18 protein-coding genes are annotated in these 24,306 nt (G+C 72.6%); 7 read left to right on the top strand and 11 right to left on the bottom strand.

From position 1 onward, the window contains the following. Position 1 precedes the first annotated feature (1 nt). The gene (locus tag DT076_RS12370) at positions 2 to 988 is read right to left on the bottom strand and encodes a polysaccharide pyruvyl transferase family protein (protein WP_158548118.1); all 987 of its coding nucleotides are present in this window, start codon (positions 986 to 988) and stop codon (positions 2 to 4) included. A 143-nt stretch (positions 989 to 1,131) separates the two neighbouring features. Between DT076_RS12370 and DT076_RS12365 the strand changes: the two genes are divergently transcribed. The 3 genes from DT076_RS12365 (at position 1,132) to DT076_RS12355 (ending at position 7,009) form a co-directional block, all read left to right on the top strand. After that, positions 1,132 to 2,760, top strand: a complete 1,629-nt coding sequence (locus DT076_RS12365; RefSeq protein WP_114126987.1) for a heparinase II/III family protein — start codon at positions 1,132 to 1,134, stop codon at positions 2,758 to 2,760. Between the two features lie 117 nt (positions 2,761 to 2,877). Continuing rightward, positions 2,878 to 5,637: a glycosyltransferase family A protein gene (locus DT076_RS12360; protein ID WP_114126986.1), complete on the top strand. Its 2,760-nt coding sequence runs from the start codon at positions 2,878 to 2,880 to the stop codon at positions 5,635 to 5,637. 67 nt (positions 5,638 to 5,704) lie between these two features. Further along, complete coding sequence (locus DT076_RS12355; protein WP_114127125.1) at positions 5,705 to 7,009, top strand: UDP-glucose dehydrogenase family protein; 1,305 nt, start codon at positions 5,705 to 5,707, stop codon at positions 7,007 to 7,009. Positions 7,010 to 7,015: 6 nt separating this feature from the next. Here the strand turns inward: DT076_RS12355 and DT076_RS12350 are convergent, their stop codons facing one another. After that, the gene (locus tag DT076_RS12350; RefSeq protein WP_114126985.1) at positions 7,016 to 8,551 is read right to left on the bottom strand and encodes a hypothetical protein; all 1,536 of its coding nucleotides are present in this window, start codon (positions 8,549 to 8,551) and stop codon (positions 7,016 to 7,018) included. A 44-nt stretch (positions 8,552 to 8,595) separates the two neighbouring features. Beyond that, complete coding sequence (locus DT076_RS12345) at positions 8,596 to 9,717, bottom strand: hypothetical protein (protein WP_114126984.1); 1,122 nt, start codon at positions 9,715 to 9,717, stop codon at positions 8,596 to 8,598. A gap of 130 nt (positions 9,718 to 9,847) precedes the next feature. Here DT076_RS12345 and mgrA point away from each other — a divergent pair, with 130 nt between their 5' ends. Beyond that, positions 9,848 to 10,885, top strand: a complete 1,038-nt coding sequence (mgrA, locus tag DT076_RS12340) for an L-glyceraldehyde 3-phosphate reductase (RefSeq protein WP_114126983.1) — start codon at positions 9,848 to 9,850, stop codon at positions 10,883 to 10,885. Next, positions 10,882 to 12,111 carry a glycoside hydrolase family 3 N-terminal domain-containing protein gene (locus DT076_RS12335; protein ID WP_114126982.1) on the top strand — a complete coding sequence of 410 codons (1,230 nt, stop codon included), beginning with the start codon at positions 10,882 to 10,884 and terminating at the stop codon, positions 12,109 to 12,111. The genes mgrA and DT076_RS12335 overlap by 4 nt, the downstream gene beginning before the upstream one ends. A 30-nt stretch (positions 12,112 to 12,141) precedes the next feature. Here DT076_RS12335 and DT076_RS12330 read toward each other — a convergent pair whose 3' ends face one another. From DT076_RS12330 to rfbB, 3 genes are all read right to left on the bottom strand, one after another. Further along, positions 12,142 to 14,256, bottom strand: coding sequence for a transglycosylase domain-containing protein (locus DT076_RS12330; RefSeq protein ID WP_114126981.1), 2,115 nt, complete (start codon positions 14,254 to 14,256; stop codon positions 12,142 to 12,144). 162 nt (positions 14,257 to 14,418) lie between these two features. After that, a complete protein-coding gene (locus tag DT076_RS12325; RefSeq protein ID WP_114127124.1) occupies positions 14,419 to 15,780 on the bottom strand; it encodes a sugar nucleotide-binding protein in 1,362 nt (453 codons plus the stop codon). Further along, the gene (gene rfbB, locus DT076_RS12320) at positions 15,780 to 16,775 is read right to left on the bottom strand and encodes a dTDP-glucose 4,6-dehydratase (protein ID WP_114126980.1); all 996 of its coding nucleotides are present in this window, start codon (positions 16,773 to 16,775) and stop codon (positions 15,780 to 15,782) included. The genes DT076_RS12325 and rfbB overlap by 1 nt, the downstream gene beginning before the upstream one ends. Before the next feature lie 55 nt (positions 16,776 to 16,830). Here rfbB and rfbA point away from each other — a divergent pair, with 55 nt between their 5' ends. Then, complete coding sequence (gene rfbA / locus DT076_RS12315; protein ID WP_114126979.1) at positions 16,831 to 17,700, top strand: glucose-1-phosphate thymidylyltransferase RfbA; 870 nt, start codon at positions 16,831 to 16,833, stop codon at positions 17,698 to 17,700. An 84-nt stretch (positions 17,701 to 17,784) separates the two neighbouring features. Continuing rightward, positions 17,785 to 18,915 carry an aminoglycoside phosphotransferase family protein gene (locus tag DT076_RS12310; RefSeq protein WP_114126978.1) on the top strand — a complete coding sequence of 377 codons (1,131 nt, stop codon included), beginning with the start codon at positions 17,785 to 17,787 and terminating at the stop codon, positions 18,913 to 18,915. Between the two features lie 40 nt (positions 18,916 to 18,955). On the opposite strand, the gene DT076_RS12305 is transcribed toward DT076_RS12310, so the two are convergent. The 5 genes from DT076_RS12305 to DT076_RS12285 all read right to left on the bottom strand — a co-directional run bounded on the left by DT076_RS12305 (position 18,956) and on the right by DT076_RS12285 (position 24,122). Beyond that, positions 18,956 to 19,861 carry a DUF2510 domain-containing protein gene (locus DT076_RS12305; protein ID WP_114126977.1) on the bottom strand — a complete coding sequence of 302 codons (906 nt, stop codon included), beginning with the start codon at positions 19,859 to 19,861 and terminating at the stop codon, positions 18,956 to 18,958. 95 nt (positions 19,862 to 19,956) lie between these two features. Beyond that, entirely contained in the window at positions 19,957 to 20,736 is a 780-nt protein-coding gene (pstB, locus tag DT076_RS12300; RefSeq protein ID WP_114126976.1) for a phosphate ABC transporter ATP-binding protein PstB, read from the bottom strand. Positions 20,737 to 20,768: 32 nt separating this feature from the next. Next, positions 20,769 to 21,890 carry a phosphate ABC transporter permease PstA gene (gene pstA, locus DT076_RS12295; RefSeq protein WP_114126975.1) on the bottom strand — a complete coding sequence of 374 codons (1,122 nt, stop codon included), beginning with the start codon at positions 21,888 to 21,890 and terminating at the stop codon, positions 20,769 to 20,771. Further along, positions 21,890 to 22,882, bottom strand: coding sequence for a phosphate ABC transporter permease subunit PstC (gene pstC, locus DT076_RS12290; RefSeq protein ID WP_233493914.1), 993 nt, complete (start codon positions 22,880 to 22,882; stop codon positions 21,890 to 21,892). Before pstC ends, pstA begins: the two co-directional genes overlap by 1 nt. A 112-nt stretch (positions 22,883 to 22,994) precedes the next feature. Further along, entirely contained in the window at positions 22,995 to 24,122 is a 1,128-nt protein-coding gene (locus DT076_RS12285) for a phosphate ABC transporter substrate-binding protein PstS (RefSeq protein WP_114126973.1), read from the bottom strand. Positions 24,123 to 24,306: the final 184 nt, after the last annotated feature.

The following is a 24,306-nucleotide window of genomic DNA, read 5'->3' as shown; positions in this document are numbered from 1 at the left end:
CTCAGGCCCTCGGCGCCGCGGCGCCGACACTGCCGACCAGGCTGCTGACGTGGGCGACCTCCTCCTCGGCCGCCGCCTCCAGGGCGGTCAGAGCGGGCAGGCGGCCCGGGCGGAGGACCTCGGCGTCCCGGTCGAGGAGCTCGGCGGAGAAGGCGGGGGCAGCGTGCGCTCCCAGCTGGGCGCGGAGGCCCTGGATCTTGTGCGTCTCGCGCAGGCTGACCGTCGGGGTGCCGTAGCGCAGCGCGACCACCGACCCGTGGAACTTGGCGCTGAAGAGGACGGCGTAGGAGCTGATGGCCTGGCACTGCTCATCGACCGAGCCGACGCTGCGCACCGAGACGCCGGGGAAGGCCGGCGACAGGTGCGACAGCTCGTCCTGGGCCGTGTGCCCGGTGGCCAGGACGAGCAGCTCGGTGCCCAGACCCCTCTCCCGCGCCCACCTGACGACCCGGGCGACCGTGTCCCGGTCGTCCTCGGAGGGACGCTTGCGCAGCGCGATCCCGACGACGCGGTGGCGGGGCAGCGGCGGGGGCAGCTCGAAGGCGAAGGCGAGGTCGGGGGACTGGCGGACCCGGTCGCTCCCGAGCTGCGCGCCGACCCACTCCGCGCTGGCTGCGTCCCGCAGGCCGATGCTGCGCACCGCGGGGTGGCCGAGGAAGTCGGTGAGCCGACCGGGTACGTCCTGCCGGAAGCCGCCGCGTTCGAAGGCGACGCCCACACCAGACACGAAGACCGGCTTGTCCAACCAGGCCCGGTTCCAGTAGAGGGGCGAGATGGAGTCGGGGTGGATCAGGTCCCCGCCGCCGATCACGATTGCGTCCAACGGCGCGGCGGCGTCGCGCGCCGAGGCCTGGAAGTAGGGCCGGTGCAGCAGGTCGTGGACGCGGTGTGCGTCGACGGACCCACCGAGTCGCTGGCGCCACAGCTGGAACATCAGCTCGTCGCCGAAGTTGCCCCAACCGAAGTAGCCGACGAGGCCCACTCGCATCCTGCACCTCACCTCTGTCCGGCTCATCGCCTCCGCGCCCAGCGGGGTGCGGGCACAATAAGCCGAAAGAGTATCGCCGGCGTCGTCCGGAGACGCACGTCCGGGTGCTGGCCGACGCGCCGGGCTGCACTAGGGTCTGCCGCATGGGGAGCGCCACCTCTCGCCTGTCGATGGTCCGGTCGTTCGAGCCCGGTGTCGCCGACGGCATCTGGTTCCAGCTCGTGGAGGCGGGATCGGTGCGGGACGGGCGCCCCATCACGTGGCCGATACCGAACTTCCTCCAGGCACCGGACGCCGCCGAGGTGCAGGCTGCCGAGGGGTACCGGGCCGAGCCGGGCTTCGCGCCGGTGGCCATCCCGATCGACTGGGGCGCCAACCCGTTCCGGGACCGGGCCTGGATGAACCGGCTGATGTGCCTGCAGCCGATGGACGCCTACGTGCTCGCCTTCCGGGCCGGCGAGCGGCGGTGGTTGCGTCCGGCCGCCGACATCTACTTCAGCTGGTGCGACTACCACCTGCAGCAGCGCCAACGGGCCTACATGTCGTGGTACGACATGCCGGTCGGCTATCGGGCCACCAAGACGGCGTTCCTGCTGTCGGCGGTGCTCGAGGGCGACCTCGAGCCGTCGGTCGACGAGCAGCGGGTGCTGGTGGCCTCGGCGGAGGCGCACCTGAGGGAGTTGGTCCGTCCGGACACCCTCTCCCACGGCAACCACGGCATCTTCCAGATGCACGGGCTCGCCGTCCTGGCGCAGTGCTTCTGGGCGCTCCCCGACGCCCGTCCCGCGCTCGACTACGCGCGCGAGACGATGCAGTACCTGGTCGGGCGGCAGTTCAACGACGAGGGTGTGCACCTTGAGCACAGCCCCAAGTACCACGAGTGGATGATGGGAGAGCTCTCCGACATCGCCGCGTCGGGCTGGCACGCCCTCGACGTCGCCGCGGTGCTCGAGCGGGCCGAGGAGGTCCGAGGCTGGTTCCTCGAACCCGACGGCGGGGTCGTGCGGATCGGTGATACCGCGTCGTTCCGAGGCTGGCCGCCCGCCACCGTGTCGACGCCCGACTTCGCCAACGACCGCTACCAGATGCGGTGGTTCCGCAAAGGCGGGTACGCCGTCGCGCGCAGCGCTGACGGCCAGCTCTTCGTCCAGGGCAGCTACCACTCCCGCGCGCACAAGCACGCGGACGACCTCAGCTTCGAGCTGTTCGACCGTGGCCGGCGGATTCTCGTCGACTCCGGCGCCGAGGGGTACGGAGTCGGGTCGGCGCGGGCGTACTTCCTGTCGACGGCGGCGCACAACACCGTGGAGGTCGACGCGATGTCCCACCCGCGCGACGGCACCGACGCCTACGGGTCGAGCATCCAGGACGTCGAGACCCGACCCGACGAGGTGCGGGTGCGCGCCGCCGTCGACCACGTCTCGATGGACTGGAGGCACGAGCGGGTGCTGTCGTGGAAGCCGGGGCAGCGCCTCGTCCTCTACGACCGCCTCACCTCCCCTCGGTTCCGCTCCTTCTCCTTCTGGCTGCACCTCGCGCCCGAGTTCGAGAGGCTCGACGACGCCACCTTCTGCGACGGCGAGGTGCACTGCGTGCTGGAGTGCGAGGCCCCCTACCGCTGGTACCGCGGCACGGAGGACCCGATGCGTGGGTGGCGAGCCAACGGGACCGACGAGCGGCTGCCCGCCTGGTCCGGGTGCGCCACCGTGACGGCAGCCCAGGTGTACCTGCGGACCATCGTGCGGGTCTCGGCGAGCTGCGACTGCGGCTGAGCGCTCCGGCGCAGCGCGACCCCGCGGTCTGGCGCTGCCGCTACAGTCAGGCCCCGACCGGCTCTGCGCCCGACACCGGAGGCCGCTCCCCGTGGGGCGGTGACAGAGAGGAACCCCATGAGGCTACGCAGGCTGCTCCCGACGCGGTCGCAGGCGGCGGTGCTCGCCGTCACCGGGCTGGTCGGCGTCGCCGCGGTGGTCGCGGCGGTGCTCGACACCTGGTGGCTGGCCTGGACGCTCGGCGTGGCGCTGCTGCTGGCCGTCGTCGCGCTGGTGCTCTACACCAGCCGGCTGCTGTCGGCCCGCCTCAACCACCACACCTCCGTGCTCACCCGCCAGCTCGGCAAGGCCCCGCTCGCGGGCGGCCCGGGGTGGGCACCGGCCGCCGACGGCGGGGCCGCGGAGCCGGGACGGCTGCCGGCGCTGGAGCACTGGTCGCGCACCCTGCTCGCCACCTCGGCCGGCCAGGAGCTCTTCCTGGACCGGGCCAAGCGGACCCGCTCCAGCTCGGCCCGCGACGTCCTCGCCCATGCCGCCAGCCGCGGCCGCTACCGCTACGACGACCTCGCCGCGGTGATGGAGAGCTGGCGCGCCCAGGGCGTGGAGCAGGTGCCGCGGGAGGAGCTGAAGGGCTTGTGGACGCCCGCCCTGCGCACCCTGGCCCGGCTGCTGTACTCCCAGCGCGGCTCCGAGCGCGACCTGCTCGACTCGCTGCTGCTCTACGACGTCCTGGTCCGGCTGGCCGGCACCGGGCGGCTGACTGACATCGACCGCTCCCACTACGCCGACCTGTGCGTGGACCAGGGCCGCTTCGAGCGGGCCACCGAGATCCTGCGCGAACGTCCGGCCGACACCCCGGCCCGGGTCGCCGCGCACGCCCTCTTCGCCGCGAACGCCGCCAACCCCTACCTGCAGAACCCGGCCGCCGACGAGCAGCGGTGGCTGGAGCAGGTGAACGCGCTGCTGGTCGGCGGCGGGTTCGAGCCGCTCACCCTCACCGACGGACCCGAGGAGCCGTTCTACCGGCTCGCCTGCGACTCCGCCCAGCCCGTCACCGACGGCCCGCTGGTCAGCGTGCTGATGCCGATCTACGAGCCCAACGCCGCCACCGACAAGGCCATTGCCTCGATCCTCGCCCAGAGCTGGCGCAACCTCGAGCTGATCATCGTCGACGACGGCTCGCCCCGGGTGGACGAGGCCGGACGGCCCACCCCCTACGCCGACCAGCTGCGCGGCTGGGCCGCCCGCGACGAGCGGATCCGGCTGCACCTGAACGAGGAGAACCACGGCGCCTACTACGTGCGCAACCAGGCCTACGACGAGGCCCGGGGCGAGTTCGTCACCATCGCCGACAAGGACGACTGGCACCACCCGCAGCAGATCGAGTGGCAGGTCCGCGACCTGCAGGCCCACCCCGCCCGGGTGGCCAACCTCACCAACTGGGTCCGGGTCAGCCCGGTGCTCCGCTTCCTCGTCCGCTGGGGCCCCGACCGCGTCGTCCACCCCAGCTTCGCCTCGATCATGTTCCGCCACGCCGAGGTGAAGCAGCGCCTGGGCTACTGGGACACCGTGCGCAAGGGCGCCGACAACGAGTTCCGGTTCCGCCTGCAGCAGGCCTACGGCTTCCGGCTCAACCCCACCGAGCCGACCCCGCTGACGTTCTCCCTGATGGGGGAGTCCAACCTCACCTCCACCGACCTCGGCCTCGGCTACGAGCACGAGGACCGCGGCGCCTACCGCCAGGCCTACCTGTCCTGGCACAAGGAGCTCGCCGCCGGGCGCAGCGTCCGCCTCGAGCGGCACCCCGACCAGCGGCCGTTCCCGGCCCCGCAGAGCTTCCTGCCCGACCGCCGGACCGGTGAGCACTTCGACGTCGTCCACCTCGTCGAGCTGGACGCCCCGGCCGCGCGGGACCGCCAGGTGCTCCGGGAGGTGTCCGCCGCCGTCCGGGCCGGACTGCGGGTCGGTGTCGTCACGGCGGAGAACTTCCTCTCCACCAAGCGCCCCCGGCTGGCGTTCGACCCCGGGCTCGCCGCGCTGGTGCGCTCCGGCGCGGTGACCCGGCTGGCCCTCGCCTCCGACGCCACCACCGACCTGCTGCTGGTCCGCCCGCCGACGCTGCTGCAGGTGTGCCGCGACGCGCCGGCCCGGCTCCGGCCGTCCGCCGTCGTCGTGGTCGCCGACGAGGCCCCCTCCCAGCGCCGCCGGCAGGCCTACGAGGCCGCCACCGTCTCCCGCCGCGTCCAGGGGATCTTCGGCGTGGACCCGACCTGGGCGGCGACCGAGGGGCCGATCCGCGACGCGCTGCAGCCGCTGCTGCTGCGCGACCAGCTGCGGCCGGGACTGTGGGAGTCCGTGCCGGACGTCGGACCGCTACCCCTGGCCGCCGCGGCGACGGGCACCGGCCGCTTCCTCGTGGGCGGCTTCCGCAACGAGGTCACCGAGGGGTGGATGCAGCAGGCCCTCGACGGGCGGGACGCCGACGGGCCGGCCGGGCCCGCCCTGGTCGTGGCCGGGGTGTTCGGCGCCGACGAGGTGGACGCCGAGCCGGACGACCTCGGTGCGCTGGACGCCTGGGTGGCCTTCTCCGACCAGGTCGAGCCGAGGATCGAGGAGCAGGCGCGCGAGGCGCTGGGCCGGGGGGCGGCGCTGGTGCTCTCGCCCTGCTACGCCCGCGCCTTCGGCGACGCCGCCAGCTACGCCACCCCCGAGCAGGCCCGCGACGTGCTGGTCGAGCTGGCCGCGGAGCAGGAGGAGGTCGACGGCACCGCGGCGGCCCCGGACGGTGCCGACCGCGCCGTCGCGGAGTACCTGGAGCGGCTGACGTCGGTCGGGGTCCGCGCGGAACACCACTCGGCCGCGCTCTGGCAGGAGTGAGCGGGCGGCGTCCGGAGCGTCGACGGCCTCCCGGCGCGCGCACCCCTAGGATGCCCGGGTGACGAAGATGACCGTGATCGGCACGGGTTACCTCGGAGCCACCCACGCCGCGGCGATGGCCGAGCTGGGCCACGAGGTGCTCGGCGTCGACAACAACCCCGCCCAGCTCGCCGCCCTGCGCGAGGGCCGGACCCCGTTCTTCGAGCCCGGGCTGGAGGAGCTGCTCGCCAAGCACGTCGCCAGCGGCCGGCTCCGCTTCAGCGACTCCTACGCCGAGGCCGCCGACTTCGCCGACCTGCACTTCATCTGCGTCGGCACCCCGCAGCGCTCCGGCTCCTACGCCGCCGACATGAGCTACGTCGACTCGGCGTTCTCCGCGATCGCCGAGGCATCGCAGCGTCCGGCGCTGCTGGTCGGCAAGTCGACCGTCCCGGTCGGGACGGCCGCCCGGCTGCAGGAGCTCATCACCCGCGTCTCACCGGCCGGCGATGGCATGCAGCTGGCCTGGAACCCCGAGTTCCTGCGTGAGGGCTTCGCGGTCAAGGACACCCTGCACCCGGACCGGATCGTGCTCGGCACCGAGAGCTCCGAGACCGAGCAGCGGCTGCGCGAGGTGTACGCCCGGCCGATCGCCGAGGGCACCCCGGTGGTGGTCACCGACTTCCCGACCGCCGAGCTGGTCAAGACCGCGGCCAACGCCTTCCTGGCCACCAAGATCTCCTTCATCAACGCGATGGCCGAGGTCTGCGAGGCCGCCGGTGGCGACGTCACCGTGCTGGCCGACGCGATCGGCCACGACGCGCGGATCGGACGCCGCTTCCTCAACGCCGGCGTCGGCTTCGGTGGCGGCTGCCTGCCCAAGGACATCCGCGCCTTCATGGCCCGCGCCGGCGAGATCGGCGTCGACCAGGCGGTCACCTTCCTCACCGAGATCGACAGCATCAACCTGCGCCGCCGCACCGGTGCGGTCGACGCGGCCGGCGAGCTGCTCGGCGGCCAGGTGAGCGGGCGCCGGGTGGCGGTGCTCGGCGCTGCGTTCAAGCCCGACAGCGACGACGTCCGCGACTCCCCGGCCCTCGACATCGCCGCCGGGCTGCACGTGCACGGCGCCGACGTCCGCGTCTACGACCCCAAGGCCATGCACCGCGCGGCCCTGGCCTACCCGGCGCTCGGCTACGCCGACTCCCTCGACGCCGCCGTCGACGGTGCGGAGGTCGTGCTGCTGCTGACCGAGTGGGCCGAGTTCCGAGCCCTCACCCCGGCCGACCTGGACGGGAAGGTGGCGGGCAAGGCGATCTTCGACGGCCGCAACGTGCTGGACCCCGCGCAGTGGCGCGAGGCCGGCTGGACCTACCGCGGCGTCGGTCGCTGACCCGGCTCAGCCGGCGGCCGACCCGCCCACCGCACCGGCGGCCGGACGGGTCGGCTCCTCCGGGACGGCGCGGTCCCGCCCGTTGACTGGGAGGTCGTAGACCTCGGGCCAGCTCAGCCGGACCAGGTGGTCGAAGACCTTGCCCCAGCGGCGCTGACCCTGCGAGACCGACAGCAGGTGGCGGAAGATCGCCCGGCTGTTGACCAGGATGTGGGTGTCGTGGGCGATGTCGCTCTCGGTCAGGTGGGAGTTCAGCCACGCCGCCATCCGGTGCTCCCAGTAGAACATGTCGTAGGCGTCCACCCCCTCCGGCGCGGCGAAGGACGTCACCTCCACCCACTCCTCGAAGGCCTCCACCACCGCCGGCTCCGGCGGCTCGCTGCCGCGGGCGACCAGCGTCTCGGCCATCACCTGCGGGGTCAGCTCGCCGCGGTAGCCGCGGCGCAGGTAGACCGCCCGGCCGACCTCGTAGAGGTTGGAGCGGACGTGCACCCGGTCGGGGGGCAGCACCTCGCGGTAGGCCGCTGCGACGCTGCGGCCGTGCTGGCGGGCGATGTTGCGGGCCATCACCGAGGCCAGCGGCCCGGGCACCAGCGGTCCCTCGACCGGCACGGTGGTGTGGTGCAGGCCGAAGGCGGCGGCCAGCTCGCGGGCGGTGCGCAGGTCGGCGACGGAGTCGTCGTCGGCACCCAGGTAGGGCCGGACGAAGGTGAAGTACTCCGCACGGTCGGCGATCGGACGGCTGAGCGCCAGCGTGGTGCGGCTGTCCAGCCCGCCGGTCAGCGAGATCAGCGGCGGCGCGGCCTCGGCGAGCAGGGTGAGCTGGTCCTGCAGCCGGGGCAGCAGCCGCTTGGCCGCCAGGGACGCGGAGACGAGCTCGGTCACCGGCAGCGGGCCGGTGCGGGAGATCCGGGCGTCCTCCAGCCGGAGCTCGGTGCTCGGCGTCAGCAGGTGGATGCCGGCGAAGTCGGTGTAGCGGCCGGGGTAGGTCAGCGCCCGGGCGCGGCGCAGCCAGTCGACCGGGAAGTGGGACGGCCGCGGGTCACCGACGGTCTCGGCGGCCAGCCGGGAGTGGCTGGCCAGCACGGAGGCGGTCTCGTCGTGGTAGCAGCTGCGCATCGCGGCGGCGTCGGTCTGCAGGGTGGTGCCCTCGGGGCCGCGGTCGAGGACGACGTAGCGTCCGACCACCTCGTCGAGCTCGCGGGCGTACGCCTCGCGTCCCCGTGCCCGGGCGCGGACCAGGTGCTCGGCGACCACCGCGGGGTCGGCGGTGCCGCGGCGGGGGTGCACCACGCGCCCGAGCAGGAGCACCGTCACCTGCTGGTGCTCGGCGAGCACGAGCGGGGTGCGCCGGTCCCAGGTGAGGTGGCGGTCGCCGAGCCGCAGCCGGCCCCAGTGCTCACCCAGGTCGAGGTCGACCGGCGTCCGGGTGAGCAGGTAGCCGCGGGCGTAGAGCAGGTGCCGCTGGTCGGGGCTGGGGGTGATGTCGGCCTCGCGGAGCGCCGGGTGGTGGCTCAGCTGGACGTCCTCGTCAACGGGCACCGCAGCACGCTAGCAACCCCCGCGGCGGCACGGCCGGAGCCGCGCTAGCGGACCTCCTCCGAGGGGCGCCACTCCACCACGCGGCCGCCGCGGTAGCCGCCGTCGTAGACGCGGTTGCCGCGCATCTCGGGCTCCTCGCTGCTGACCTCCCAACCCTGGTCGCGCTCCTTCGCGGCCTCGCGGTCGACGTGCCAGTCCGAGACCGCGGCCCGGGTCCCGGAGCGGACGAAGTGGTTGCGCAGCACGAGGAAGTCGCGGTTGTCGTTGCGCAGCCGCACCGGGTCACCGGAGATGCGGTGGAACAGGTTGCCGGTGATCGAGACCCCCTCCGACTCCATCGCGTAGACGGCGTGGGCGTACTTCTCGTCGTCCTCGGCGTTGGCGATCCACTCGAAGCGGGAGTCGCGGACGCTGCCGCTGACGACGTTGCGCAGCGCGAGCGCCCACTCCGCCGGCGCGGCGTCGGGGACGTGGCGGTTGCCCAGGTCCTCGATGACCACGCGGTGGACCGAGACGTAGGGCACGGGCGGGTCGATCGCCTCGGCCCGCTCCTCGGGGGACCCGCCGAGGATCAGGCCGCCGTTGACCATGATGCCGTTCCTGTAGCCGGTGACGGCCAGGTGGGCGATCTGCACCGTGCCGACCGGCTGCGGGGAGCTCGCGTCCCGCACGACCGACAGCCAGTGGCTCGACGTCGGCTCGCCGTGGAACTCCGGCAGCGGGCCGGCAGGCTCCTCCGTACCGGGCTCCCACCAGTCGGGGACGAAGCGCAGGGTGTGCCCGGGCTGGGCCCAGGTGCGCCAGTAGTAGGTGCCCATGTCGTAGCGGCCACCGGCGAAGCGGATGGTGAGGTCACCGCGGGCCCGGCCCTGCTCGTGCAGCCGTTCGACCACCCGGTGGGCGCCCTCCAGGTCGCAGACCGCCGCGTCGGCGCTGCGTCCGGAGGCGTCGGGGTCGCACTGGCCACGCGGGGCGACGAAGACCTCGACCGGGGCGTCGACGGGTTCCGGCTCGGGCAGGGGTCCGGTGCTCTGCCCTGCCTCCCCGCCGGTGGGCGGGGGGCCGTCGGGCTGGAGGCCGTCCCAGGGGGTGCAGCCGACCAGCAGGGTGAGGGAGAGGGCGGTGAGCACCGCGAGCGCGGCCGTGCTCGTCCGTCGGCGTCCCACGTGTCTCCCCGGTGTCGTGCTCGGTCGGTCCGGACGCCGCGTGCGGCGGGCCCGCGCCAGTCTAGTGGGGTTCCGCGGGCGCCCCGAGGGCCGTGCGGTGCCGTCGGTGCCGCTCCCTAGACTCGGGCCCATGCCGATCCTCGACACCTACGTGCCCGCCGCCGACCGCTACGACCAGATGCCCTACCGACGGGTCGGGCGGAGCGGTCTGCACCTCCCGGCGGTGTCGCTGGGGCTGTGGCACAACTTCGGCGACGACAAGCCGCTGCAGGGGATGCGGGACATGCTGCGCCGGGCCTTCGACCTCGGTGTCACCCACTTCGACCTGGCCAACAACTACGGCCCGCCCTACGGCTCGGCCGAGATCAACTTCGGCCGGATCTTCCGCGAGGACTTCAGGAGCCTGCGCGAGCAGCTGGTGATCTCGACCAAGGCCGGCTGGGACTACTGGCCCGGCCCCTACGGCGATCTCGGCTCGCGCAAGTACCTGCTCGACTCCCTCGACGCCTCGCTGGCCCGGATGGGCCTGGACCACGTCGACATCTTCTACCACCACCGCTTCGACCCCGACACCCCGCTGACCGAGACGATGGGCGCCCTCGACACCGCGGTGCGGCAGGGCAAGGCCCGCTACGTCGGCATCTCCTCCTACTCCGCCGAGCGCACCCGGGAGGCGGCCGCGATCGCCCGCGACCTCGGGACGCCGCTGCTCATCCACCAGCCGTCGTACTCGATGCTCAACCGCTGGATCGAGCCCGACCTGGTCGAGGCCTGCGACGAGGAGGGGATGGGCATCATCGCCTTCTCCCCACTCGCCCAGGGCATGCTCACCACCCGCTACCTCGACGGCGTCCCCGCCGACTCCCGGGCCGCGGCGGGCAAGTCGCTCGACCCCGAGCTGCTCACCGAGGAGAACCTCGGCCACATCCGCGCGCTGAACGAGATCGCCCAGCGGCGCGGGCAGACCCTGGCGCAGATGGCGATCTCCTGGGTGCTGCGCGACCCGCGGGTCACCTCGGCGCTGATCGGCGCCTCCAGCGTCGCCCAGCTGGAGGACAGCCTGGCCGCGCGCAGCAACCTCGAGTTCAGCGAGGAGGAGCTCGCCGAGATCGACCGCCACGCCAACGAGGGCGGCATCAACCTGTGGAAGAAGCCGAGCAGCGCATGAGTCGTCGCCCGCTGCCCGGCCTCACCGCCGGGCTGGCGGTGGCCGCCGTGCTCACGGCCTGCGCGCCCGAGCAGGCGACCCCGCCGCCGAGCAGCGCGCCGCCGTCGCCGACCACCTCGACGCAGGGGCCGGCCGGGGCGTCGCCTCCGCCGTCGTCCAGCCCGTCCCCGACGGCGACCAGCTGCGCCGACCTGGCCGCCTCGCTCACCCGCGAGGAGCAGGTCGGCCAGCTGCTGATGGTGGGCATCTCGGCCAACCAGCCGCCGTCGGACGGCCTGGTCGAGCAGGTCGAGGGCTCCTCCATCAGCTCGATCCTGCTGCTGGAGAACACCACCGTGGGCCTGGAGGCGGTCAAGGAGCTCACCGACGCGGTGCGCCAGCAGCTCGACACCCCCGAGGGCATCGACACCCTGGTCGCGGCCGACCAGGAGGGCGGGCTGGTGCAGCGGCTGCAGGGGCCGGGGTTCACGCCCATCCCGTCCGCGGCCGAGCAGGCCGAGCTGGGCACCGACGAGCTCCGCTCGGCGGCCGAGGGGTGGGGCGAGGAGCTCTCCGACGCCGGCGTCGACATGGACCTCGCGCCGGTGGCCGACGTCGTCCCGGAAGGGTTGGTGCAGGTCAACGAGCCGATCGGCAAGCTCGACCGCGGCTACGGCAGCGATCCCGAGGTGGTCGCGGAGAAGGTGCAGGCGGTGGTCGAGGGGCTGCAGGCCGGCGGGGTCGCCACCAGCGTCAAGCACTTCCCCGGCATCGGCCGGGTCCGCGGCAACACCGACTTCACCGCCGACGTGGTCGACGACGAGACCACCGTGGCCGGCGGTGATCTGCGGCCGTTCCAGGACGCCGTCGACGCCGGCGCCGACTCGGTGATGGTCTCCACCGTCACCTACACCCGGATCGACGAGGACGAGCAGGCGGTCTTCTCCGACGACGTCATCACCGACCTGCTGCGCGGCGACCTCGGCTTCGACGGCGTGGTGGTGAGCGACGACATGGGGGTCGCCGCCGCGGTGGCGAGCACCCCCGTCGAGGACCGGCTGGTGGAGTTCCTCGAGGCGGGAGGAGACCTGGCCATCACCGCCGACCCGCTGACCGTCGACGCGATGGTGCAGGGGGTGCTCGACCAGGCCGAGGACGACGAGGCGCTCGCCGCGTCCCTGCCCGAGCACGTCGAGCGGGTCCTGACGATGAAGGCCCGCTACGGGCTGGCGGACTGCGAGGGCTGAGCCCCACCGAATACCGGGGCCCGGGCTCGCTCAGTCCTCGTCGTCCCCGCGGAGGTCGCGGGACGGGTTGCGGAAGCCGGTGCGCGGGCGGTCCTCCAGCGCCTCCCGCATCGCCGGGCGCCAGATCTGCGCGCCGGCGTCGCCGCCGCCGGAGCCGTTGAGGTAGCTGCCGCTCTCGGGCAGCCGCAGCCCGGCCAGCGAGCGTCGGCGGCCGTCCCAGAAGTCGGAGGTCTTGTCCGCGGCGATGGAGGAGCAGCCGGCCAGCTCGGGGCTGTAGCCGCAGAACCAGACCGCCTCGGTGCTGTCGGTGGTGCCGGTCTTGCCGGCGACGTCGTGGCCGTTGCCGAGCCGTGCCGGGCGGCCGGTGGCGCCCATCACGCCCTCCAGCAGCTGGGTGACGCCGCGGGCCACGTCGACCTCCATCACCCGCTCGCAGCCGGGCTGCTGCAGGTCGAGCTCCTGGCCTTCACCGTCGGTCACCGAGGCGATGATGCGCGGTTCGCAGTGGATCCCGTCCGCGGCCAGGGTGGCGTAGGCCTCCGCCATCGACAGCGGCGTGACGTCCACCGAGCCCAGGGGGAGCGAGAAGATGTGTGACACCTCGCTCAGCGGCTGGCCGTTGGACAGCTCCACGCCCAGCCGCTCCATCATGTCGGTGACGTCGCACATGCCGGTGTCCTGGGCGAGCTGGAGGAAGTAGGTGTTGACCGACCACTCCATCGCGTAGTCCATCGGCATGTCGTCGCCGGAACGCGTGGAGTTCTCCGGCTCGTAGCCTTCCGGCACCCGGCCCCGTCCGTCGCAGGTCTGGAACGGCTCGTCGGAGAAGTCCATCCGCTCCGGCGAGTCGTAGCGGCGGTCGATCGGGATGCCCTCCTCCAGTGCGGCCGCGGCCACGTAGGGCTTGAACGTCGACCCGGCCTGGAAGCCCTCCGCCCCACCCAGGCTGGTGGGGGCGGCGTAGTTGTAGAAGGTCTGGCCGTCCTCCTCGCCCATCTCCGGGCGCGACTGCGCCATCGCCACCACCAGGCCGGTGCCCGGCTCGATCATCGTCATGGTGGAGATCACCGGGTCCTCGGGGTCGACCACGTCGGCGATCGCCTCCTCCGCGGCCCGCTGGGACTCCCGGTCGATCTCGGTGCGGATGGTGAGTCCGCCGCGGAGCAGCGTCTGCTCGCGCTCGGCCACCGTCGCGCCCAGCGCCTCCGACTGCAGCAGGCTGCGCCGGACGTAGTCGCACAGGAACGGGAACTCCGCGCTGGCGCAGCCGTTGGCCACCGGCTCGATGCCGTCAGGGTCCCACTCGACCTGCTTGGCCTCGGCGGCCTGCTCGGGGGAGATCACGGCGACCTCCGGGTCGGCCAGCCGGTCCAGCACCACGTTGCGCCGCTCGACCGCGGCCTCGGGGAACCGGCGCGGATCGGTCGCGGCCGGGTTCTGCACCAGCCCGGCCAGCATCGCCGCCTGCGCCAGGTCGAGATCGGCGGCGGAGGTGTCGAAGAAGTGCCGGGCGGCCTGCTCCACGCCGTAGGCGCCGTCACCGAAGTAGGCGATGTTGAGGTAGCGCTCGAGGATCTCGTCCTTGCTCAGCCGCTCCTCCAGCGCGATGGCGTGGCGCATCTCCTGGATCTTGCGCGCATAGGTCTGCTCCTGGGCGGCCCGCACCCCCGCCTCGTCGCCGGCCAGCCGGGCCTGCTCGACCTGCACCATCTTCACGTACTGCTGGGTGATGCTGGACCCGCCCTGGGTCGACCCGCCCGCGCTGTTCTGCAGGAACGCTCGCAGCGTGGCGGTCAGGTCGAGCGCGCCGTGCTCGTAGAAGCGGTGGTCCTCGATGGCGATCTGCGCCTGCTGCATGATCGGCGCGATGTCGTCCAGCTCGACGTAGGTGCGGTTGTCCTCGAAGAAGTAGGCCAGCACCGAGCCGTCGGCGGCCAGCACCCGGGTGCGCTCCGGGGACGGGGTCGTCTGCAGGTCCTCCGGCAGCTCCTCCAGGGAGTCGGCGGTGACCCGCGAGCCGGCGCCGGCCGCGGCCGCGAACGGCACCACCAGCAGGGCGGCGAGCAGGCCCATCAGCACGCTGACCACCAGGAACATCACGGCGGCGTAGCTGACGGTCCCGAGTCGTCGGAGGGCGTTCTGCACGGTCGGGGGCCACCTTCACGGTTCGCGGTCGGGGGAAGCTGGTCGCGTCTCGACGCACCACCCCTCCCAACGAGCCAGCACGCAGAATGTTCCGCGACGACCCGTGGTGTGTCTGGCGCGGCCCGGGCGACGTGCGGGCCCAGCGGCCGCGGACGGGACCGGTCAGGGGGCGACGACCGGCGGGGAGAAGCCGGTGCCGCGGATCTTGGTGAGGTCGAGGACGCTGCTCGCCGGTCGGGGGGCGTGCGGTTTGTCGCCGAAGTAGGTGGCGGTGCTGACCGGGGTGACGTCGTCGGCGTCGCGGCCGCAGCGGACGAACACGGCGCGGGCGACGTCGGCCCAGGTGACGGGTTCGCCGCCGTCGGTCAGGTGGTAGGTGCCGTAGGGCGCTGAGGTGTCGAGCAGGTGCAGGATGCCGGCGGCGAGGGTGGTGGTGTGGGTGAGCCGGCCCCGCTGGTCGTCGACCACCGAGGGGCTGATCCCGCGGGCGGCCAGGGACTCCATGGTGGCGACGAAGTTGCGCCCCTCGCCGACCACCCAGCTGGTGCGGACCAGGTAGTGCCGGTCGAGGGCGCCGACCGCGAGCTCGCCGGCGGCCTTGGACTGGCCGTACACGCCGAGCGGGGCGACCGGGGTGGTCTCGTCGGCGACCGCGGTGGTGCCGTCGAAGACGTAGTCGGTGGAGACGTGGACCAGGGTGGCCCGGTGGCGTCGGCAGGCCGCGGCGAGGTCGGCCACGGCGGTGGCGTTGACCTGCCAGGCCAGCCGGCGTCCCTGCGGGGTCTCGGCGCCGTCGACGTCGGTCATCGCGGCGGCGTTGATGACGGTGCCGACGCCGGTGAGGTCGAGCCGGGTCACCGCCTGGGGTTCGGCGAGGTCGAGCTCGGCGCGGGTCAGCACGCGGGCCCCGGGCAGTCGGGCGGCCAGCGCGCGCCCGAGCTGGCCGTTGCCGCCGAGCACGACGGTCTGCAGCGGTTCGACCGGGGTGACGGCCGAGAGCGGCGGGTGGGTGCGGTCCTTGTCGGAGACGATGCGCTGCTCCGGCGGCACCGGCCAGGGCAGGGCGACGGTCTCGTCGGCGAGGTCGAGGAAGGTGTAGCGGTCCTGCGCGGCGGCGCTCCAGTGGTCGTTGACCAGGTAGGAGTAGGCGGTGGCGGGTTCGAGGGTCTGGAAGCCGTTGCCGACGCCGCGGGGCACGTAGACCGCGGTGCCGGGATCGATCTCGAGGGTGACCGAGCGACCGAAGCCGTCCCCGGCGCGCAGGTCGACCCAGGCGCCGAAGACCCGGCCGGTGGTGACGGTGACGAGCTTGTCCCACGGCTCGGCGTGGATGCCGCGGGTGACCCCGACCTCGGCGTTGAACGAGACGTTGTTCTGCACGGGTGCGAAGTCGGGCAGGCCGAGGGCGACCATCTTCTCCCGCTGCCAGCTCTCCTTGAACCAGCCGCGGGCGTCGCCGTGGACGGGCAGCCGGAGCACCAGCAGCCCGTCGATCGCGGTGGTCTCGACGGCGAGCTCGGCCATCACTGACCCGACTTCGCGTAGCGGGCCTCGGTGGCCTCCTTGACCGGGCGCCACCAGTCCTCGTGCTGGCGGTACCACTCGACGGTCGCGGCCAGCCCGGAGTCGAAGTCGTAGCGCGGCGTCCAGCCCAGCTCGGTGCTCAGCTTGGTGGCGTCGATGGCGTAGCGCAGGTCGTGCCCGGGCCGGTCGGCCACCAGGTCGTAGTCCTCGCTCGGGCGTCCCATGGTGGTGAGCAGCTGCTCGACCACCTGCTTGTTGCTGCGCTCGCCGTCGGCGCCGATGAGGTAGGTCTCGCCGATGCGGCCGCGCTGCAGGACCGCCAGCACCGCGCTGTTGTGGTCGTCGACGTGGATCCAGTCCCGCACGTTCTTGCCCTCGCCGTAGAGCCGCGGGCGGCGGCCGTCCAGCAGGTTGGTGATCTGGCGCGGGATGAACTTCTCGATGTGCTGCCAGGGCCCGTAGTTGTTCGAGCAGTTCGACAGCGTGGCCTGCAGCCCGAACGAGCGCACCCAGGCCCGCACCAGCAGGTCGGAGGCGGCCTTGGTCGAGGAGTAGGGGCTGGACGGGTTGTAGGGGGTCTGCTCGGTGAAGCGCGCCGGGTCGTCCAGCTCGAGGTCGCCGTACACCTCGTCGGTGGAGACGTGGTGGAACCGGGTGCCGTGGCGGCGGGCGGCCTCGATCAGGGTGTAGGTGCCGATGACGTTGGTGTCGAGGAACGGCCGCGGGTCGTGCAGCGAGTTGTCGTTGTGGCTCTCCGCGGCGAAGTGCACGACCGCGTCCGACTCGCCCACCACCCGGTCCACCACCTCGGCGTCGGTGATGTCGCCGTGCACGAAGGCGACCCGGTCGGACGGGAAGCCGTCGACCGCCTCCCGGTGACCGGCATAGGTGAGGGCGTCCAGCACCGTGACCTGCAGGTCGGTGTGGGCGACCAGGTGGTTGACGAAGTTCGCGCCGATGAACCCGGCGCCGCCGGTGACCAGTACCCTCTGCACGACGCCACCCTAGGACCTCGCGGTGGCGAGGAGCGCGCACGACAGGGGAGTCGCGATGAAGGGCATCATCTTGGCGGGTGGGTCGGGGACCCGGTTGCGGCCGATCACCCTGGGGGTGAGCAAGCAGCTGATCCCGGTCTACGACAAGCCGATGATCTACTACCCGCTGTCGACGCTGATGCTGGCCGGTATCCGCGACATCCTCATGATCACCACCCCGCACGACCAGGAGGCCTTCCAGCGGCTGCTCGGCGACGGCTCCCAGTTCGGCATCTCGCTCAGCTGGGTGGTCCAGCCGAGCCCGGACGGCCTGGCCCAGGCCTTCACCCTCGGCGCGGACCACATCGGCGACGACTCCGTGGCGCTGGTGCTGGGCGACAACATCTTCTACGGCCCCGGTCTGGGCACCCGGCTGCGCCGCTTCGAGGGTCTGGAGGGCGGGGCGGTCTTCGGCTACCGGGTCTCCGACCCGTCGGCCTACGGCGTGGTCGAGTTCGACGACAGCGGCCGGGTGCTGTCGATCGAGGAGAAGCCGGCGCAGCCGAAGAGCTCCTGGGCCGTCCCGGGCCTGTACTTCTACGACAACGAGGTGGTCGAGATCGCGCGCGGGCTGAAGCCGTCGGCGCGTGGGGAGTACGAGATCACCGACGTCAACCGCCACTACCTCGAGCGGGGCCGGCTGCGGGTCGAGCTGCTGCCGCGGGGCACCGCCTGGCTGGACACCGGCACCTTCGACACGATGCACGAGGCCGGCGAGTTCGTCCGCACCATCCAGCACCGTCAGGGGCTGTCCATCGGCTGCCCCGAGGAGATCGGCTGGCGGATGGGCTACCTCGACGACGCCGGGCTCGAGCGAGCCGCCGACAGCTACGGCAAGAGCCCCTACTCCAGCTACCTGCGTCAGGTGCGGCTCAGCGAGCGCTGACGGAGCCGGCGCAGGCGCCGGTGTCTGGCGGAGGTCTCACGCCGGCCTCATCGGGGCCTCATCCCGCGTGTCGACGATGCGCGGGTGAACACTGGGCGACACCTCCGCGACCATCTCGTCGACGGGCTCGAGTGGCTCGAGCTGATCGGCCGCCAGACCCGGGCGCTGCGGGCACCGGTGCCGCGCACCCGCACCTTCTTCGGTGACGACTCCGTCGCCTGGGTGGGACGCCTGGAGCGTCGCGACGGGCCGCTGGGGGCGCTGCTGCGCCACCGCTGGACCGGGGACTCGCTGCTGACCGGTGACCGGACCGACCCGCTGCGCTCCCGCGCGCCGGTCGACGTTCTGCTCCCCGGGGTGCGGCGCAACCGGGAGCGCACCCGCTTCCGCGCCTTCCGCCTCGGTCTGACCGGACGGTCCCCGCTGGCGGTGGCCGGCGTTGAGCGGCCCGACCCCACGACGGCCACCACGATGGTGGACGGCCCCGAGGTGCAGCGCCGCTTCCGCGAGGTGGGTGCCTTCGTCGTCCCGCGCTGCCGTGACCAGGGCAGCTGCCGTCGGGAGGACCGGGTGCTGGACTGGGTGGTCGAGGACATGCTCCCCGGACGACCCGTCGCCGTCGCCGAGCGCCAGGACGCCGCCGCGGAGGCGTTGCACCTGCTCGCCGCCACCTGGACCCGGCTGTCGCTGCGGCACCGCCCGCTGCCCTCCCGCGTGCGCGAGCGGGCCCGGACCGCGTTCGCGGCGCTGCTCGAGCGGGCGCCGGCCGGCACCTGGGCCCACGGCGTGCCCGAGGCCTCGCTCGGCGCCCGGGTGGACCGGCTGCTCGCCAGCACCCGCCCGGTCACCGTGGGCCCGACGCACGGCGACCCGACGCTGAGCAACCTGCTGCGGATGCCCGACGGCCGGCTCGGGCTGGTCGACTGGGAGCTCGCCCGCGAACGGCTGCTCGGCCACGACGTCGGCAAGGTGCTGCGCACCACACCCGACCCCCGCGCCCTGCTGCCCGAGCTCGTCCCGCCCGACCCGGTGCGCGCGGCGATGGTGCGGGTCGACGCGCTGCCGTGGCGGCACCAGGTGGCGCAGGCGCTGCTGGTCTTCCTCAGCGGCTGGGAGCACCGCCACCGGCGGTCGGTCGCCGCCGGCCACCAGGCCTACGCCGTGGCCAGCCTGCGGCGCACCGTCGAGCTGCTCGACCTGCTCACCGACGACTGAGACCCGGCGCTCCGCCCCGCGCGCGGCGGGGAGGCGGGGGTCAGGCGTCCACCCGCAGGTTCTCCATCGCCTCCCGCGCCGGGGCCATGAACTGCGGGCTGGTGTCGGGGATCGAGGCGTAGAACAGGCTCGAGGTGGCCTCGCCGGTGGCGACGATCATGAGGATCAGCGTCTCGCCCTTGGTCTCCAGACCGGGGATGTCGAAGGTCAGGTGGGACTCGACCAGCCAGGCGTCCTTGCCGTCGAGCGTCCGCGCCTCGTTGACCAGGTCCTCGCGGTGCACCTCGGTGTTCGATCCGTAGAACTCGCCGAGCACGCACTTCACCACGATCTCCGAGCCCTGCTCGGGGGTGAAGAACCCGTCGCCGGCGATCAGCTCGGCCACCATCACGCTGGCCACCCAGGAGCCCTCGCTGTAGTCCTCGACGAAGGCCGACTGCACCTGCACGTCGCGGCCGAACGGCACCCGGTTGTCCGGCTCCGGCGGGCCGAACGGCTCGGGCAGCAGGGGGAACGACAGCGCGCCGCCGTGCACCCGACCATCCGCCGGGTCGGGCTCGGGCGAGGCGGTCTGCGGCCGCTGGTCGGGGCACACCTGGGAGGTCGGCTGGTTGCCCGGGCCCGGGTTGTTCCCGGGGTCGACCGCGCTCGACAGCGCCCGGACGCCCAGCCCCACCAGCACCACGACGACCAGGCCGATCGCCACCAGCGCGACCACCCAGCCCTTCGAGCTGCGTCCGCCGGGGGTGGCCGCCACCGCGCCGGCCGCGGGCTGCCTGCCGTGGCCGGTGCCGGCCCCGCTCGCGCCCTGCACCAGCCCCTGGGCGGGCGGGGCGGCGTGCGGGGTGGGGGAGAGCGCCGCCGACCAGGCCGCGCCGTCCCAGTAGCGGAACATGCCGGGCTGACCGCCCGGATCGGGGTACCAACCAGCCGCAGGATTCGCCACGGCGCGAGTCTATGAGCAGGCGGGCCACCTCCCCGACGTCCTGCGGGCAGCAGACGGCCCCGGCACCTCGCGGGTGCCGGGGCCGGTGCGGAGGATCAGCCGAAGCGGCCGGTGATGTAGTCCTCGGTCGCCTTCTCGGTCGGGTTGGAGAAGATCTTGTCGGTGTAGTCGAACTCGATCAGCTTGCCGGGCTTGCCGGTGCCGGCGATGTTGAAGAACGCGGTCTTGTCCGACACCCGGGACGCCTGCTGCATGTTGTGGGTGACGATGACGATCGTGAAGTGCTCCTTGAGCTCGCCGATGAGGTCCTCCACGGCCAGCGTCGAGATCGGGTCCAGGGCCGAGCAGGGCTCGTCCATGAGGATGACCTCGGGCTGCACCGCGATGGTGCGGGCGATGCACAGCCGCTGCTGCTGACCACCCGACAGACCCGACCCGGGCTTCTCCAGACGGTCCTTGACCTCGTTCCACAGGTTGGCGCCCTTGAGCGAGCGCTCGACGATCTCGTCGGCCTGCTTGCGGCCCATCCGGACGCCGTTGAGCTTGAACCCGGCGAGCACGTTGTCCCGGATCGTCATGGTGGGGAAGGGGTTGGGGCGCTGGAAGACCATGCCGACCTTGGAGCGCACCCGCACCGGGTCGACCGCCGAGCCGTAGATGTTCTCCTGGTCGAGCAGCAGCTGGCCCTTCACCGTGGCCCCGGGCAGCACCTCGTGCATCCGGTTCATGGTGCGCAGGAAGGTGGTCTTGCCGCAGCCGGACGGGCCGATGAAGGCGACCACGGTGCGCGGCTCGATCTTGACGTTGACGCCCTCGACCGCGAGGAAGTCGCCGTAGTAGACGTTGAGGTCGATCGCTTCGATGCTCTTGGACATGGTTCCTTCGATTCTCCGAGTGGGCGTGACGCTCAGCGTCCGGTCTTCTTGGGGGCGAACGCCCTGGCGATCATCCGGGACGCCAGGTTGAGCACCATGACGATGACGATCAGCACGAGGGCCGCACCCCAGGCCCGCTCCAGCGACGGGCCGGGAGCGGCCGGAGCGGTCGGGTTCTGCAGCTGGCGGTAGATGAAGACCGGCAGGGTCATCATCCAGTCGCTGAACAGGTTGGCGTTCAGGCGGGTGGCCACACCGGCGGTGACCAGGATCGGGGCGGTCTCACCGATGACGCGCGCGATGGCCAGCGTGACGCCGGAGGCGATGCCGGAGATGGCGGTCGGGATGACGACCTTGAGGATCGTCAGCGACTTGCGCACCCCGAGGGCGTAGGAGGCCTCCCGGAGCTCGTTCGGCACCACCCGCAGCATCTCGGTGGTCGAGCGCACCACCACCGGGATCATCAGCACCGAGAGGGCGCAGGCGGCGGTGAAGCCCATCAGGTTGTCCTGCGGGCCCACGAGGGTGAGCAGCAGCGCGGCCCCGAACAGACCGGCCACGATCGAGGGGATGCCCGTCATCACGTCGACGAAGAAGACGATGGCGCGCGAGAGCCAGCCGTCGCGGCCGTACTCGACCAGGTAGATCGACGTGAGCAGCCCGACCGGCACCGAGATGACGGTGGCGGCCAGGGTGACCAGCAGCGAGCCGACGATGGCGTGCAGGATGCCGCCCTTGATGTCGGTGCCGGCCTCCACCGCCTGCTGGTCGGTCAGCGAGGTGGCGTACTGCATGGTGTTGGTGAAGAAGCCGGGGTCGACCACGCCGGGGAGGCCCTGGGTGAGCACCTCCACCACGATCGAGACCAGTGGCAGCAGCGCGAGGGCGAAGGCCGAGTAGACGAGGACGGTCCACAGCCGGTCGACGCCGGCCTGGTGGCCCTCGACGGCCCGGGTCGCGACGAACATGCTCGGCACGAACAGCAGCCAGGCGATGACGATCCAGCCGGGCAGGTTGAAGCCGATCAGCAGCATCACCAGGGCGGACACGGCGAGCGCGCCGCCGCCGACGGCCAACGGGGTCCACCGGGGCAGCTGGCCTGCGGTGAGGGAGCTCTTGGACGGGATGATCTCGTCCACGGAGGTGGTGGTCATCAGTTGGCTCCCGAGAATTCCTTGTAGCGCGAGACGATGGCCCGGGCCAGCATGTTGACGACCAGGGTGATGACGAAGAGGACCAGACCGGCGGCGATCAGCTCGCTCTGGCGCAGCCCGAACGCCTCGGGGAAGTTCAGCGCGATCTCGGCCGGGATGGTGGAGTTGCCGGCATTGAGCAGGTTGGCCGTCAGCGGGCCCTGCGAGAGCACCAGCGTGACCGCCATGGTCTCCCCGAGCGCCCGGCCCAGGCCGAGCATGATGGCCGAGATGACGCCGGCGCGGGCGAAGGGGAACACCGCCGCCTTGATCATCTCCCAGCGGGTGGCGCCGAGGGCCAGCGCGGCCTCCTCGTGCAGCTTCGGGGTCTGCAGGAACAGCTCCCGACTCAGCGAGGTGACGATCGGCAGGATCATCACGGCCAGCACCAGGCTCGCCGTCAGCAGCGTGCGTCCGGCCGCGGAGTAGGTGGGCCCGAAGATCGGGATGAAGGAGGCGTTCTCGGACAGCCACGCGTACAGCGGCACCAGCAGCGGGCCGAAGAAGGTGGCCCCCCACAGGCCGTAGACCACCGAAGGGATGGCGGCCAGCAGGTCGATCATGTAGCCCAGCGGCTGCGACAGCCGCTTGGGGGCGAAGTGGGAGATGAACAGCGCGATCCCGATCGCCACCGGGGTGGCCACCACGATGGCGATGCCGGAGGCGATCAGCGTGCCCACCACCAGCGGCCAGACGTAGCCCCAGAAGGTGGTGTCCCGTCCCAGCTCGTCCGGCGAGGCCAGGATCGCCGGTGCGGCGTCACGGACCAGGAACGCCGCCACCCCGGCGAGGACGAGGAGGATGAGGATGCCGGCGCCCAGGCAGATGGCGGCGAAGACCTTGTCCCCCATCCGGCCCGCGGCGTTGTCACGGGGCCGCGGCGCGGGCGGCTGCGTCTCGACTTGGGTTTCGGTTGACTGCGCCACCTTGCTCCCTCGGGTCTGGGTGCTCACACGCGCTCCTTCACATCATGCACGGTTCGCGCGGCGCCCCGCTGGAGCGGAGCACCGCGACGAAGGGTGGGGGTCGCCGGCGCCGCAGCGGCACCGGCGACCCCCGGGACCGTCACTGGACGGTGATCGCCTCGATGGCGGCGGTGGCCTCCTCGGAGAGGGCGGGCGACAGCGGGGCGCTGCCGGCGGCCTCGGCCGACGCGGCCTGGCCGTCCTCCGACACCACGTAGGTGCCGAACGCCTTGACCTGGTCGGCGGTCTCCTGGTCGGCGTAGGCCGAGCAGTAGATGTGGTAGGACACCAGCACGATCGGGTAGGTGCCGGCCTCGGTGCTGGTGCGGTCCAGCTCCACGGCCATGTCGTTCGGTGCGCCCCCGCCGACCTTCTCGCTGGCCTCGACGGCGGCCGCGGCGGCCTCGGCCGAGTAGGGGACGTACTCCTCGCCGACCTGGACGGCGACCGAGCCGAGGTCGCCGATCGCCGAGGCGTCGGCGTAGGTGATCGCACCCTCGGTCTGGGAGACCAGGTTGACCACGCCGGAGGTGCCCTGGGCGTTCTCGGCGGCGATGTCGGCCGGCCAGTCCTCGACCACGTCGTAGGTCCAGGCCTCGGGGGCGGCGGCGGTCAGGTAGTCGGTGAAGTTCTCGGTGGTGCCGGAGGAGTCGGCGCGGTGCACCACGGTGATGCCGGTGCTGGGCAGCTCGACGCCCTCGTTCTGCTCGGCGATGGCCGGGTCGTTCCAGGTGGTGATCTCACCGGTGAAGACGCGCGCGATGGTGTCGGCGTCCATGTTCACCGGCTCGGTCAGCGACGGCAGGTTGTAGGCCACGGCGACCGGGGAGATGTAGGCCGGGACGTGGAAGGCGCCGTCGGGGCCGCAGATCTGCTGGGACTGGGTGTACTCCTCGGAGTCCATCGCCGCGTCGGAGCCGGCGAAGGTGTACTGCCCGGCGAGGAAGCCCTCGCGACCGGAGCCGGACCCGACCGGGTTGTACTGGACCTGCAGCTCGGGCTGGACGCTGGTGACACCCTGGGTCCAGGCCGTCATCGCGGCCTCCTGCGACGAGGCGCCGCCACCGGTGAGTGTGCCGGAGACCTGGGCGGGCGCGGACGCGCCGCCGCCGGCGCTCTCGTCACCACCGGGGGCCGGGGCCTCCGGCGCGTCGGAGCTGCACGCGGCGAGGCCGATGGTCGCAGAGGTGAGCAGGGCGATCAGGGCGCCTGCGCGTGAAGTCTTCACGGAATGCCTTCCATTGCTGGGCTACAGAGCACGGGACGGGGAGTCGTCTCCCGGTGTCCGGAGGTGACGCTAGGAGCGGCGCGTGACTGGTTGCGTCATCGAACATGAACAGAAGATGAATGACTGTGTGAGTCCGCGCACCATGTCGTGACCACCCCGTGATGTACCTCCGCTGGAGGGCCCC

Source organism: Desertihabitans brevis, assembly GCF_003327535.1.
Classification (GTDB): domain Bacteria; phylum Actinomycetota; class Actinomycetes; order Propionibacteriales; family Propionibacteriaceae; genus Desertihabitans; species Desertihabitans brevis.
The sequence above is the reverse complement of the archived record's forward strand: the minus strand, read 5'-3'. Positions and strand labels throughout refer to the sequence as shown.